The sequence below is a fragment of the Citrobacter sp. Cpo071 genome (genome assembly GCF_030332765.1).
Classification (GTDB): domain Bacteria; phylum Pseudomonadota; class Gammaproteobacteria; order Enterobacterales; family Enterobacteriaceae; genus Citrobacter; species Citrobacter portucalensis.
Map to the genome: position 1 here is coordinate 255,662 of NZ_JAOWHE010000077.1, position 13,155 is coordinate 268,816.

Annotated in this window: 10 protein-coding genes and 1 pseudogene; 2 read left to right on the forward strand and 9 right to left on the reverse strand. The window is 54.0% G+C overall.

Translation table 11 applies throughout. The features are described from left to right. Positions 1–3: 3 nt before the first annotated feature. Complete coding sequence (gene malQ, locus OGY09_RS10050) at positions 4–2,091, forward strand: 4-alpha-glucanotransferase (RefSeq protein ID WP_032945226.1); 2,088 nt, start codon at positions 4–6, stop codon at positions 2,089–2,091. Between the two features lie 87 nt (positions 2,092–2,178). Here the strand turns inward: malQ and gntT are convergent, their stop codons facing one another. The 3 genes from gntT to gntX all read right to left on the reverse strand — a co-directional run bounded on the left by gntT (position 2,179) and on the right by gntX (position 5,192). After that, entirely contained in the window at positions 2,179–3,495 is a 1,317-nt protein-coding gene (gntT, locus tag OGY09_RS10055) for a gluconate transporter (protein WP_003023507.1), read from the reverse strand. Between the two features lie 379 nt (positions 3,496–3,874). Then, positions 3,875–4,450, reverse strand: a complete 576-nt coding sequence (gene nfuA, locus OGY09_RS10060) for a Fe-S biogenesis protein NfuA (RefSeq protein WP_003023509.1) — start codon at positions 4,448–4,450, stop codon at positions 3,875–3,877. Positions 4,451–4,508: 58 nt separating this feature from the next. Beyond that, positions 4,509–5,192 (reverse strand): DNA utilization protein GntX, encoded by a 684-nt coding sequence (gntX, locus tag OGY09_RS10065; RefSeq protein WP_008786337.1) that lies wholly within the window; start codon positions 5,190–5,192, stop codon positions 4,509–4,511. 37 nt (positions 5,193–5,229) lie between these two features. On the opposite strand from gntX, the gene bioH reads away from it, so the two are divergent. Further along, a complete protein-coding gene (bioH, locus tag OGY09_RS10070) occupies positions 5,230–6,000 on the forward strand; it encodes a pimeloyl-ACP methyl ester esterase BioH (RefSeq protein WP_008786336.1) in 771 nt (256 codons plus the stop codon). A gap of 44 nt (positions 6,001–6,044) precedes the next feature. Here bioH and OGY09_RS10075 read toward each other — a convergent pair. From OGY09_RS10075 to greB, 6 genes and pseudogenes are all read right to left on the reverse strand, one after another. Further along, positions 6,045–6,548: pseudogene (locus OGY09_RS10075) on the reverse strand (Rpn family recombination-promoting nuclease/putative transposase); the annotation flags it as partial. 233 nt (positions 6,549–6,781) lie between these two features. Further along, a complete protein-coding gene (gene feoC, locus OGY09_RS10080; RefSeq protein ID WP_003023516.1) occupies positions 6,782–7,018 on the reverse strand; it encodes a [Fe-S]-dependent transcriptional repressor FeoC in 237 nt (78 codons plus the stop codon). A gap of 11 nt (positions 7,019–7,029) precedes the next feature. Beyond that, the gene (gene feoB / locus OGY09_RS10085; protein ID WP_003827652.1) at positions 7,030–9,348 is read right to left on the reverse strand and encodes a Fe(2+) transporter permease subunit FeoB; all 2,319 of its coding nucleotides are present in this window, start codon (positions 9,346–9,348) and stop codon (positions 7,030–7,032) included. A gap of 18 nt (positions 9,349–9,366) precedes the next feature. Next, positions 9,367–9,594 carry a ferrous iron transporter A gene (gene feoA, locus OGY09_RS10090; RefSeq protein WP_003023519.1) on the reverse strand — a complete coding sequence of 76 codons (228 nt, stop codon included), beginning with the start codon at positions 9,592–9,594 and terminating at the stop codon, positions 9,367–9,369. A gap of 432 nt (positions 9,595–10,026) precedes the next feature. After that, positions 10,027–12,360, reverse strand: a complete 2,334-nt coding sequence (locus OGY09_RS10095) for a Tex family protein (RefSeq protein WP_032945224.1) — start codon at positions 12,358–12,360, stop codon at positions 10,027–10,029. Positions 12,361–12,458: 98 nt separating this feature from the next. Next, positions 12,459–12,932 (reverse strand): transcription elongation factor GreB, encoded by a 474-nt coding sequence (greB, locus tag OGY09_RS10100; RefSeq protein WP_003023524.1) that lies wholly within the window; start codon positions 12,930–12,932, stop codon positions 12,459–12,461. Positions 12,933–13,155 lie beyond the last annotated feature (223 nt).

Genomic DNA, 13,155 nt, shown 5'->3' on the forward strand with positions numbered 1-13,155 from the left:
GCGATGGAAAGCAAACGTCTGGATAATGCCGCGCTGGCGGCGGGGATCAGCCCCAATTACATTAATGCCCACGGTAAACCGCAGTCTATTGGCGCCGAAACCAAACGGCGTTTGCTTGACGCCATGCATCGCACCACCGCTGCCACTCAGGTGGCGGTAACCCCGGTGCCGAATGTCATGGTCTATACCGCTGGCAAGAAAATGCCGCTGGCGGTTGAGGGAAGCGGAGAGTTTAACTGGCTGCTGACCACCGAAGAGGGCGTGCAGCACAAAGGGCATGCCGTCGGCGGTAAATCTTTTAACCTTCCGGCGAAGCTGCCGGAGGGGTATCACACGTTGACCCTGACCCAGGGCGAGCTGCGTTCCCATTGTCGTATCATCGTGGCACCAAAGCGCTGCTATGAACCGCAGGCGTTGTTAGCCGGGCAGAAGCTGTGGGGCGCATGTGTTCAGCTCTACACCTTGCGATCGGAAAAGAACTGGGGGATTGGCGACTTCGGCGATCTCCGCACCATGCTGGTGGATGTGGCGCAACGCGGCGGCGCGTTTATCGGGCTTAATCCGATTCACGCGCTGTATCCGGCGAATCCGGAGAGTGCCAGCCCGTACAGCCCGTCGTCACGTCGCTGGTTGAACGTTATTTATGTTGATGTAAACGCCGTAGATGATTTCCGTCTGAGTAAAGAGGCGCAGGCGTGGTGGAAGAAACCCGCGACTCAGCAAGCTCTGCAACGCGCCCGCGATGCCGAGTGGGTTGATTATTCTGCTGTTACCGCATTGAAGATGACGGCGCTACGTATGGCGTGGAAAAGCTTCTCTGCGCGTGATGATGAGCAGATGGCGGCATTTCGCCAGTTTGTGGCTCAGGAAGGGGATAGCCTCTACTGGCAGGCGGCCTTTGATGCGCTGCATGCGCATCAGGTGAAAGAGGACGCATTGCGCTGGGGCTGGCCGGTGTGGCCAGAAGTTTTCCAGTCAGTGGACTCGCCAGAGGTAAAACGCTTCTGCGAAGAACATCGTGATGACGTAGATTTCTACCTGTGGTTGCAGTGGCTGGCGTATACCCAGTTTGCTGACTGCTGGAAAACCAGCCAGGGCTTTGCAATGCCGATAGGGCTGTATCGCGACCTGGCCGTTGGCGTGGCCGAAGGCGGGGCGGAAACCTGGTGTGACCGCGAGTTGTATTGCCTGAAAGCTTCAGTTGGCGCGCCGCCGGATATTCTCGGTCCGCTTGGGCAAAACTGGGGACTGCCGCCGATGGATCCGCACATCATCACGGCACGCGCTTACGAGCCGTTTATCGAACTGCTGCGCGCCAATATGCAGAACTGCGGCGCGTTGCGCATCGACCATGTTATGTCGATGCTGCGTCTGTGGTGGATCCCTTACGGTGAAACAGCCGATCACGGTGCCTACGTGCATTATCCGGTCGACGATCTGCTGTCAATTCTGGCGCTGGAGAGTAAACGTCACCACTGCATGGTGATTGGTGAAGATCTGGGTACCGTGCCGGTGGAGATCGTCAGCAAGCTGCGTGACAGTGGCGTCTACTCCTACAAAGTGCTTTATTTTGAGAATGACCATGAGAAAAACTTCCGTGCGCCGAAAGCGTACCCGGAACAATCAATGGCAGTCGCGGCGACGCATGACCTTCCTACGCTTAAAGGTTATTGGGATAGCGGCGATCTGACGCTGGGTAAAGCACTGGGCCTGTATCCGGATGAAGTCGTGCTGCGCGGGTTGTATCAGGACCGGGAACTGGCGAAACAGGGGCTGCTGGACGCGCTGCACAAATACGGCTGCCTGCCAAAACGTGCCGGTCACAAGGCGTCCCTGATGTCGATGACGCCGATTCTGAATCGCGGCATGCAACGCTACATCGCTGACAGCAACAGTGCGCTACTGGGCCTGCAACCGGAAGACTGGCTGGATATGGCTGAGCCGGTCAACATTCCGGGGACCAGCGACCAGTACAAAAACTGGCGGCGTAAGCTCACCGCCACGCTGGAGCAGATGTTTGCCGATGAGGGCGTGAATAAGCTGATTAAGGATTTGGATAAGCGGCGAAAAGCGGCCGCGAAGAAGAAGTAAGAAAGCCGGGGATTTCCCCGGCTTTTTTATGGTGATGGCTCGTAGCACGTAGGCCTGATAAGCGTAGCGCCATCAGGCTCAGTTTTATCAGACCACCATACCCAGCAGCAGACACCCTACCAGACCGCAGACGGAGATAATGGTTTCCAACATTGACCATGACTTGATGGTTTCACCGATGGTCAGGTTGAAGTACTCCTTGAACAGCCAGAACCCAGGATCGTTCACGTGGGAGAAGATGACGGAACCGGAACCAACCGCAATAACCATCAGCTCAGGGCTTACGCCGGTCGTTGCAATCAGCGGTGCCACAATCCCACCTGCAGTAATCGCTGCAACGGTTGCGGAACCCAGTGCGATACGCAGTACTGCAGCGATAGACCATGCCATCAGCAGCGGAGAAACGTTAGAGCCGTGCATCATTGAAGCGATGTATTTGTCCACGCCGCTATCAACCAGAACCTGTTTGAAGGCACCGCCACCACCGATGATCAACAGCATCATCGCGATGATTTTGATTGAGGACACCAGCGTGTCGTTAATCTGATCCATCGAACGTCCGCGGTTCAGACCAAAAGTGAACATCGCAATCAGCACCGCAATCAGCGTTGCCATGACCGGGTCACCGAGGAATTCTGCAACCGTCAGGAAAGCATGACCTTTCGGCAGAATCATCTCCGCCACAGCGCGCATTGCCATCAGGATAACCGGGACCAGAGAGGTCCAGACGCTGACGCCAAAGCCTGGCATCTCTTCTTCAGTGAAGGTTTTTGCGCTGTACAGACCTTCCGGGATTGGCTTATCGATGCCTTTCAGGAAACGCGCGTATACCGGACCGGCGAGAATAACGGTCGGGATTGCCAGAATCGTACCAAACAGCAGAGTTTTACCCATATCTGCGTGGAAAATGGTGGCAATAGCGGTTGGACCCGGGTGCGGCGGCAGGAAGCCGTGAGTAACGGACAGCGCAGCCGCCATCGGCACACCAACGTACAGCAGCGGGATGTTAGCAGCGGCAGCAATGGTGAATACCAGCGGCAGCATCAGCACGAAGCCGACTTCGTAGAACAGGGCAAAACCGACGGTAAATCCGGTTAATACCACCGCCCACTGAATGTGTTTTTTGCCGAATTTAGCAATCAGCGTGGTTGCGATGCGCTGTGCGCCGCCGCAGTCCGCCAGCATTTTGCCCAGCATGGCGCCAAAACCCATAATCAGGGCGAGGCTGCCAAGGGTTCCGCCGACGCCGGCTTTAATCGAACCGATGACTTTATCCAGTGGCATCCCTTGCATCAATCCGACAGCAAGCGCCACCAGGACGAGAGCGATGAAGCCGTTCATTTTGAAACGGATCATCAGGAGGAGTAACAAGATTACACCGATAGCAACGATGACTAATGGCATGATTTACCTGGCCTTTACTTTGTTATGGGTAACGTCAGTGTTTAGATGACAAATTCCGATTGTCCCGACCGGGAACAGAGTATTCTCAGCACCAATGCTGGTTGCCTTCAAAACTAATCAGTTTAACTGGCTATTATGTGTGTGTTAGGTGCTGACACGAATGATACGGGTAACATGCTGCGCTTGAAAATCACTTGGACAGGCAAAATTTAAAATATGAGAAGCTGGTCAAATTATGCGGGGGATTGTTGCAGGATAAATGCGAAGAAATGTTGGGGTGTAAGCCGGAGACTGCGATTACGCTACCACCCGGCATTAATGCCCGATAGCGACGCGGATGCGTCTTATCGGGCCTACGGATACTCTACAGGTTCGGGCGTTAGTAGTAAGAGTGCTCGCCGCGCTGGTGTTCGGTTAAATCGCGAACGCCTTTCAGTTCAGGGAATTCAGCCAGCAGCTGCTTCTCGATACCTTCTTTCAGCGTTACATCTACCATTGAACAGCCGTTACAGCCGCCGCCAAACTGCAGAATGGCGTAGCCTTCATCGGTGATTTCCATCAGAGAGACACGACCACCGTGGCCAGCCAGCTGTGGGTTGATCTGCGATTGCAGCATGTACTCCACGCGTTCCATCAGCGGCGCATCATCGGCAACTTTACGCATTTTGGCGTTTGGTGCTTTCAGGGTCAGCTGGGAGCCTAACTGGTCGGTAACGAAATCGATTTCTGCATCTTCCAGATACGGTGCGCTCAGTTCATCAACATATGCGGTCAGCAGGTCAAATTTAATGGCGGTGTCGGTTGCTTCCACGGCGTCCGGCGGACAATAAGAAACGCCGCATTCAGCGTTAGGCGTGCCGGGATTAATCACAAATACGCGGATTTGTGTCCCTTCTTCCTGATTTGCCAGCAGTTTGGCAAAGTGCGCTTGTGCAGCATCGGAAATATGGATCATAGTAATGGCCTAATAGTTGACTATTTTACTTGGTTATAATACGCCCATCATCGAGGCTCTACAAGGTTCGACACAGGCACCATACCTGGACAGTCGCCGCGCCGTTGCGTAAAAGCAGCTGCGCGATTTCCGCGACGGTACTTCCGGTAGTGACGACATCATCCACAATAACCATATGGAGTCCCTGCACCGGCAATTCAAGGCGAAAGGCATTTTTCAGGTTACGTTTACGTAATCGGGCGCTGAGATGGTGCTGTGTGGCGGTTGCCCGAACCCGCGAGATGGTCCGGCTGTCCCAGTCGCAACCCAGCCAGCGTGCCAGCGGACGGCACAGTAAATCGCTCTGATTAAACCCTCTGCGCCAGTGTCGACGTTGCCAGAGCGGGACGCTGACCAGCCTGTCCGGTAGAGGAAGGCCGCTGGTGCGCCGGGCCTGTAGTACCTCCAGCAACAACAAACGTGAAAGAGCTGAGGCTGTTTCGCTGCGTCGTGAAAACTTGAGCTGGTGGATAAGCCCGCTCAACGGCGGAACATAGTCGCTGACGGTAACCAGTCTCTGCCACGGCGGCGGTTTTTGCAGGCAGCGCCCACAGGGAATGACGGTATGAGCGGCAGGGAGTCCACATTGAGGGCACAGGCTGGCGTGTTGACGCGTTGCCCGCGTACAGACTGAGCAGATCCCCCAATGCCCTAACGTCAGGGGCATTCGGCATAGCCAGCACAATCCCGGTACTGTTAGCATAGATGCATCCTTTCAGGCTAAAAGAGAACAATAACTGATGAATGACATCTGGTGGCAGACCCAGGGTTCGGGAAATTGCCATCTTGTGCTGCTGCACGGATGGGGACTGAATGCGCAAGTGTGGCATTGCATAAGCGAGGAACTGAGCTCGCATTTTACGCTGCATCTTGTCGACTTACCGGGATTTGGTCGTAGCCAGGGTTTCGGTGCAATGTCGCTGGAAGAGATGGCTGAGCGGGTATTGAAACAGGCACCGGAGAAAGCTATCTGGCTCGGCTGGAGTCTGGGCGGGCTGGTCGCGAGTCAGGTGGCGTTAACGCATCCTGAGCGTGTTCAGGCGCTGGTGACCGTCGCGTCTTCTCCTTGCTTTAGCGCGCGGGATGAGTGGCCGGGAATCAAGCCAGAGGTGCTGGCAGGCTTCCAGCAGCAGCTGAGCGAAGATTTCCAGCGTACGGTGGAGCGTTTTCTGGCATTGCAAACGATGGGCACAGAAACTGCGCGTCAGGATGCGCGAGCGCTGAAGAAAACGGTACTGGCTTTACCCATGCCGGACGTCGAGGTGCTCAATGGTGGGCTGGAGATCCTGAAAACGGTCGATCTGCGAGAACCGCTGTGCGCGGTGGAAATGCCTTTCCTGCGGTTGTACGGCTATCTTGACGGGCTGGTGCCGCGCAAAGTCGTCCCGATGCTGGATGCCCTGTGGCCGCAGAGCGAGTCTTTGGTGTTTGCCAAAGCGGCGCATGCGCCGTTTATCTCGCATCCCGCCGAATTCTGTGCAGCGCTTGTGGCGTTAAAACAGAAACTATAAATTTGATGTGTTGCCCGGTGGTGCCATGCTCGCCGGGCCTGAGATTAATGGCTGCGCGTAGCCAGATCCTCAGCGGTCAGGCCAGTAATTCTGAAGATGGTTAGTGGGTCTATACCATCAGCCTGCATAGTTGATGCAATACGTAATGCTTCCTCTCGTTTGCCTTGTTGCAGACCCGTTTGTAACCCTTCTTGCAACCCTTTCCTATGGCCTTCCTGAAGACCATTTAGGTGCCCTTCCTGTCGTAATCTTTCGGCGATAGTCATCAACTTGTCCTTATGTTGGGGTAAACGTTCGGCGACTTCATGAAGAAACTCGCCAAAATGTGTGGTGTTACCGGCCTGCATTAAATAATTAAACAAGGCTTTCAACTGGTTGTCATTAGCGTGTCCTTTAACAAGCAGGATGGCCAGTTTTTCTACCAGCCCCATCAAATCGCGTTTACGAATATGCTTTTGGATGAGCTCCAACAGCGCCATCCGGCGATGCTGCATAATCTCGTCATCGGGCACAACAGTGATATCGATCAGTGGAAACGCGGTGCTATACCTGAGAAAAAAGATGACGAGACTCTACTTCCCAGGTTACCAGTAATCATCCACGAATTAATAACGATGCGTGGCTGGCTGGAGGATAGATCTTTTTTGCTGAAATAATGAAATCTGTGTGGAATCCATTACGCAAAAAAGCCGGATATCAGCGTAAACGCGCTATCCGGCCTGGATGTTTGCATCATTTGTAGGCCGGATAAGCGTAGCGCCATCCGGCAAAGAGCATCTGATTAGCGTAAAGCCCACCACTCGCGCAGGCAGGCTTTACCTTCCGGGCAACTTTTGCAGCTTCCGGAAAGACACCCGTCGGCATCTTCCTGAATCCGCACCGCTTTGCCCATTTTTTCTAACTGATTCAGCATGGCGTCAATCATGGGTTGCGGGGTATGCAGCGTGTGGCTAATTTGTGTCGCCTCCATGCGCCCCCGCAAAGCAAGTAAATCACGAACCTGAATAAGCGATGCCATTGTCGATAACCTTAGTGGCAATCGCCAGTCGTGCTGGAACAGCAGGAACTCGCCGTTCTGTTGGTTGCCAGCAGTGCGAGATCCACGCGGCTGCGAGCTCGACGCAGCAGGCCCAGCAGCACGATGTTAAACAGGATGACCGCTAAAATGCACACCAGGCTGTAGGTCGGGTGCTCTTTGTAGCTGACCGTCTGATAAAACAGCGTCGACAGAGAGTAGGCGATATTCAGGCCCCACAGAATCGAGAAGCTCATCCAGCCACGGCTGGATTCACGTGCGATAGCGCCCATCACTGAAATGCACGGTACATACAGCAGAACAAAGATCAGGTAGCTGTACGCGGCGGCGGCGCTGCCAAATTTCTCGCCCATCACGCCCATTGCACCGGTAGCCATTTCACCGTCGCCCTTGCTGGCTTCGATAGGGTTAGCCAGCACGCTCAGGCTGAAAGTGTCTTTCAGGCTTTGCCAGGTTTCATCTACCGCGCCGAGCAGCTCATCACCGAGGTGGAAATCTGCCGGGTTGAACTCTTCTTCCTGAATGTTTTCTGCGGTATAGAGCGTGTTCAGCGTACCGACAACCACTTCTTTCGCCATCGCGCCGGTGAACAGACCTACGGTTGCCTGCCAGTTATCTTCGTGAACACCAATCGGTTTGAAGACTGGGGTAATGACGCGGCTAACGGAAGCCAGAGCAGAGTCGTTGATGTTGTCGACGATTTTCCCGCTCAGTGAGAAGCTGTTAAACGCGCTGAGGAAAATGCTGACGATGATGATGACTTTACCTGCACGCAGAACGAAGCCTTTCAGACGTTGCCAGGTTTGAATGATCAGACTCTTAATGTGCGGTACGTGATATACCGGCAGCTCCATCACGAACGGCGTTGCTTCGCCACGCATGATGGTGTGTTTGAGCATCAGGCCAGTCAACACCGCCATAACGATACCCAGCACGTACAGCGAGAAGACCGCCAACGCGCCGTTCTGACCAAAGAACGCGGCGGCAAAGACGGCGAAAATCGCCAGACGTGCGCCACAGGACATAAACGGCGCCATCATGATGGTCATCAGACGCTCACGCGGGGCGTCCAGCGTACGTGCGCCCATCACTGACGGTACGTTACAGCCAAAGCCGACGATCAGCGGGACAAATGATTTGCCCGGCAGTCCCAGCGCCTGCATTAGACGGTCCATCACAAATGCGGCGCGCGCCATGTAGCCGGAGTCTTCAAGGAAGGAGAGGAACAGATACATCATGCCGATTTGCGGTACCAGCGGCAGCACGGTGTTAATCCCGCCGCCAAGGCCCTGGGCCAGGAAGATGGTCAGCCAGTCCGGGAAATGCAGCGTATAGCCAATCCACTGAATACCATGGATAAAGAGTGCCACGGATCCAACATCAAACAACGGCTGCAGCGCGCCGCCAATGTTGATGGCAAGCAGGAACATCAGGTACATCACGAACAGGAAAATCGGCAGACCGAGGAAGCGGTTGAGGATAATTTTATCTACCGCGGTGGTGAAACGGCTCGGCTCTGCCGTCAGGGTATTACTGACGGTATCGCAGATAGCAGCAATGCACTGGTAACGTGCATCGGCAATATGTAGCGCCGGGTCGTCCATTGTCTCACTCAGGCGAGCAACAGCGGCATCAAGGTTTTGTGCGGCATCACCGGCGTAAGCACGGCTGTAGATATCGCCTTCGAGCATCTGCAGGCCTAGCCAGCGGCGCTGTTTAAGCGGCATATCTTTGGCCATTGCGTCGGCGAGGGAGTCAGCTTCTTGCAGCAGCGGCTGGGCATAATGGACCAGCTCAACGGTGTCGTTTTCTTTGTAGCGATCGATCGCCAGCTTCAGTGCTTCAATGCCGCGGGCGCGGGTGGAAACCAGTGGAACCACCGGACAGCCAAGACGAGCGGAGAGGGCGTCGATATCGATACGGATTTGCTGTTTCTCAGCAATATCCAGCATGTTCAGTGCGACGATACAGGGAATACCCAGCTCAAGCAGTTGCAACGTCAGGTAGAGGTTGCGTTCAAGGTTTGAAGCATCGACCACGTTGATCAAGAGATCCGCGTCGCCGCTTAAAATATAGTGGCAGGCAATCTGCTCATCGAGAGAGGTTTGCGATGAGATTGTCGTCAGAGAATAGGTGCCGGGTAAATCGACCAGCGTGACCTGGTGGTCCGTCGTGGCGAAATGGCCTTCTTTACGCTCAACGGTAACGCCAGCCCAGTTGCCTACACGCTGGCGCGCGCCGGTGAGCTGGTTGAATAAAGTTGTCTTGCCGGAATTAGGATTACCAATTAAACCAATGGTTAGTTTTTTCATTTTTATAGACTCACTGTATTAACAGGAAACCGCTTCCACTTCTAATAACGCCAGATCCTTCTTACGCAATACCAGACTTACGCGACGCGTTTCGATATGGATAGGATCGCCGAGCGGGGCGACGCGTACCACGTTGAAGGATGAGCCGGGTAGCATGCCAAGTGACAACAGTTTCTGACGATAAGCCGGGCTGATTTCACGGGCAAAACCGGTAATTTTCCACGCACTGTCAGGAGTGAATTGCATAGGGACCTACTTATATCTCGCTAACTGGATGATAACCTCATGGGGCGACAGGGCGGCATGAGACCAGATGATTAGCCAACGTAAGGAAAGAGTAAATAATCAACAAATCAATGATAATGAGAATGGTTTCTATCATCAATAGAATAAATGTGACGGAATGTACAATTGGATAATAATTTGAGCCAATTTTGATATTCCTCAATATTTATTCTGGTTGGAAACGAGTGATTCGCGGAAGTAATTATTGGGGATCTTAATGTTTAATTAAGGTTTCATCTGTTAATGAAGTGATAAATATATTGTGGTGCAAAGCGGGGCATGGATTAAATATGCCGGATGGCGTCGCTCATGCGTCTTATCCGGCCTGCAAATTAATTGCGATAACCTGGCCGGACAGGGCGTTTACACCACCATCCGGCACAGGGTTTAAACTTAGCGTTTTTTACCCATCGCCGCCGCCAACGCATCCATCATCGCGCTGTTGCCTGCAGGCTGTGCGTCACGGCCACGCGGTTTCGCCGCTTTTGGTGCCGGGCGATTGCCCTGAGCGCGATCGTTATTCCCGCCGCCGCGACGCGCATTGGTTTCACCCGGCTGCTCGTCCAGACGCATGGTCAGCGCGATACGCTTACGCTGCAGGTCCACTTCCAGCACTTTCACCTTCACAATGTCGCCCGCTTTCACCACGGTGTGTGGATCTTCGACGAACTTATTCGACAGTGAAGAGATATGCACCAGACCATCCTGATGCACGCCGATATCAACAAATGCGCCGAAGTTGGTGACGTTGGTGACTGCCCCTTCAAGAATCATTCCCGGCAGCAGATCGTTCATGGTTTCTACACCATCGGCAAACTGCGCGGTTTTAAATTCAGGACGCGGATCGCGGCCCGGTTTTTCCAGCTCTTTGATGATGTCGGTGACGGTCGGCACCCCGAAGCGTTCGTCGGTAAAATCAGCGGCTTTCAGATTACGCAGTTCGCTGCTGTTACCCATCAGGTCACGCAACGATTGCTCGGTGGCGGCCAGAATGCGTTCCACAACCGGATAAGCTTCCGGGTGAACGGTAGAGGCATCCAGCGGGTTATCGCCGTGGTTGATACGCAGGAAGCCCGCGCACTGTTCAAAGGCTTTAGGCCCAAGACGGCTGACTTTTAACAGTTGCTGACGGTTCTGGAATTGACCGTTCTCATCACGCCAGGCAACGATATTCTGCGCCATCATGCGCGTCAGACCAGCAACACGGGTCAGCAGCGGTACGGAGGCGGTATTCAGATCGACGCCGACGGCGTTCACGCAGTCTTCCACCACCGCATCCAGCTTACGCGCCAACTGAGTCTGGCTTACGTCGTGCTGATACTGGCCCACGCCGATAGATTTCGGATCGATTTTTACCAGCTCAGCCAGCGGATCCTGCAGACGACGGGCGATAGACACCGCGCCACGCAGAGATACGTCGAGGTCCGGGAACTCCTGCGCCGCCAGTTCGGATGCGGAGTAAACCGACGCGCCGGCTTCACTGACGATCACTTTCTGCGCGGTCACTTGCGGGAACTGCTTTTGCACGTCGAGGAAGAAACGCTCGGTTTCGCGCGACGCCGTACCGTTACCAATCGCCATCAGTTCAACGTTGTGTTTTTCACACAGCGCCGCAACGGCAACGGCGGCTTTGGCGGCCTGACCGGTATGCGGATAAATGGTGTCGGTCGCGACCAGCTTGCCGGTACCGTCAACCACTGCCACTTTTACACCGGTACGCAGACCTGGATCGAGGCCCATGGTGGCGCGCAGCCCGGCCGGAGCGGCCATAAGCAGGTCATGCAGGTTACGGGCAAAGACGTTGATAGCTTCATCTTCCGCACGTTCGCGCACGGTACCCATCAGCTCCGTTTCGAGGTGCATCAGCACCTTGATGCGCCACGTCCAGCTAACCACGCCTTTACGCCAGCTGTCTGCTGGGGCGTTGTTCAGGCGTAGTCCCAGGTGATCCCGGATAATCTGCTCGCCGTGGCTCTCTTTTGGTGGCTCATCGAATTGCGGATCGGCATTCAGTGAAAGTTGCAACACGCCTTCGTTACGGCCACGGAACATGGCCAGCGCACGGTGGGATGGCACGGTAGAAATCGGTTCGTGGTGATCGAAGTAGTCGCGGAACTTAGCGCCTTCCTCTTCTTTACCGCTTACCACGGTGGCGACCAGGTGGGCGTTTTTCCACAGATAATCACGTACTTTCGCCAGCAGAGCAGCATCTTCAGCGAAGCGCTCCATTAGAATGTAGCGCGCGCCGTCGAGGGCGGCTTTGGTATCCGCCACGCCGTTTTCGGCGTTGAGATATTTTGCGGCTTCCGTTTCCGGGTCGTGAGACGGTTCGTTCCACAACAGGTCTGCCAGCGGCTCCAGTCCGGCCTCAATGGCGATCTGCCCACGGGTGCGGCGCTTAGGTTTGTACGGCAGATAGAGGTCTTCGAGTTCGGTCTTACTTAACGTGCCGTTGATCGCTTTCGCCAGATCGTCGGTCAGTTTGCCTTGCTCGCCGATAGATTTCAGGATTGCCTGACGGCGGTCTTCCAGTTCACGCAGATATCCCAGACGGGTTTCCAGATTACGCAGTTGCGTATCGTCCAGACCGCCGGTGATTTCCTTACGATATCGTGCGATAAACGGCACGGTGTTCCCTTCGTCAAGCAGGCGAACGGCAGCTTCTACCTGTTCAGCACGAGCCTGAATTTCACCTGCGATAATGCGGCAGAAAGAATCATTCATCATGGATAGCTTCGTCTATAGGATAAAAAATCAGGGGATAGTTATACGGATTGACTGGCAAAAATGCCAGCCATCTGCCGGGGCTTCGGATTGTTCCGGTCTCACTTCACGTATTCAATCTCATTCACGTACCAGCTGGCTTCGCCACCTGGGGTGTTTACTACTGCGAGATCGCCGACCTCTTTTTTCAATAGCGCCCGCGCCATTGGTGAGTCGATTGAGATGTAATCCTTACGACCGAAGATCTCATCGTAGCCAACAATACGGAATTTGCGGATGTCGCCATCGTCATTTTCAATCTCAACCCATGCGCCAAAGAAGACTTTGCCTTCCTGCTGTGGGGAGTAATCGACGATTTTTAGATTCTCCATGCACTTGGTCAAATAACGGACGCGGCGGTCGATCTCACGCAGGCGCTTTTTATTATACTGGTAGTCGGCATTTTCGCTGCGGTCACCCAGACTTGCGGCCCAGGTAACTTTTTTGGTGACTTCCGGGCGCTCTTCACGCCAGAGATAATTCAGCTCTTGTTTAAGTTTTTCATACCCTTCACGGGTTATCAGGGGCGTTTTCATCTTATTGTTTTACCTTCGACTCTGTGATGATGCGCACAATTAGTATTACGTGAGCATATCAACAGAATAAATAATGTATTGCGAGAAACATTGTATACTTAAGCTGCTGTTTAATATGCTTTGTAACAATTTAGCCTGGAATTCATACCAGAATTCGCTGGTGACTCACGTTAGCTTTCTTAAGAATATACACTTAATTGTTGCGAACCTTTGGGAGTAATAA

What these genes read in the sequence shown, in the direction of transcription:
- nfuA (WP_003023509.1), bottom strand. Translation starts at nt 4,450, where the DNA reads ATGATCCATATTTCCGATGCTGCACAAGCGCACTTTGCCAAACTGCTG.
- feoC (WP_003023516.1), bottom strand. Translation starts at nt 7,018, where the DNA reads ATGGCATCGCTTATTCAGGTTCGTGATTTACTTGCTTTGCGGGGGCGC.
- gntX (WP_008786337.1), bottom strand. Translation starts at nt 5,192, where the DNA reads ATGCTAACAGTACCGGGATTGTGCTGGCTATGCCGAATGCCCCTGACG.
- gntT (WP_003023507.1), bottom strand. Translation starts at nt 3,495, where the DNA reads ATGCCATTAGTCATCGTTGCTATCGGTGTAATCTTGTTACTCCTCCTG.
- feoA (WP_003023519.1), bottom strand. Translation starts at nt 9,594, where the DNA reads ATGCAATTCACTCCTGACAGTGCGTGGAAAATTACCGGTTTTGCCCGT.
- malQ (WP_032945226.1), top strand. Translation starts at nt 4, where the DNA reads ATGGAAAGCAAACGTCTGGATAATGCCGCGCTGGCGGCGGGGATCAGC.
- greB (WP_003023524.1), bottom strand. Translation starts at nt 12,932, where the DNA reads ATGAAAACGCCCCTGATAACCCGTGAAGGGTATGAAAAACTTAAACAA.
- feoB (WP_003827652.1), bottom strand. Translation starts at nt 9,348, where the DNA reads ATGAAAAAACTAACCATTGGTTTAATTGGTAATCCTAATTCCGGCAAG.
- bioH (WP_008786336.1), top strand. Translation starts at nt 5,230, where the DNA reads ATGAATGACATCTGGTGGCAGACCCAGGGTTCGGGAAATTGCCATCTT.
- OGY09_RS10095 (WP_032945224.1), bottom strand. Translation starts at nt 12,360, where the DNA reads ATGATGAATGATTCTTTCTGCCGCATTATCGCAGGTGAAATTCAGGCT.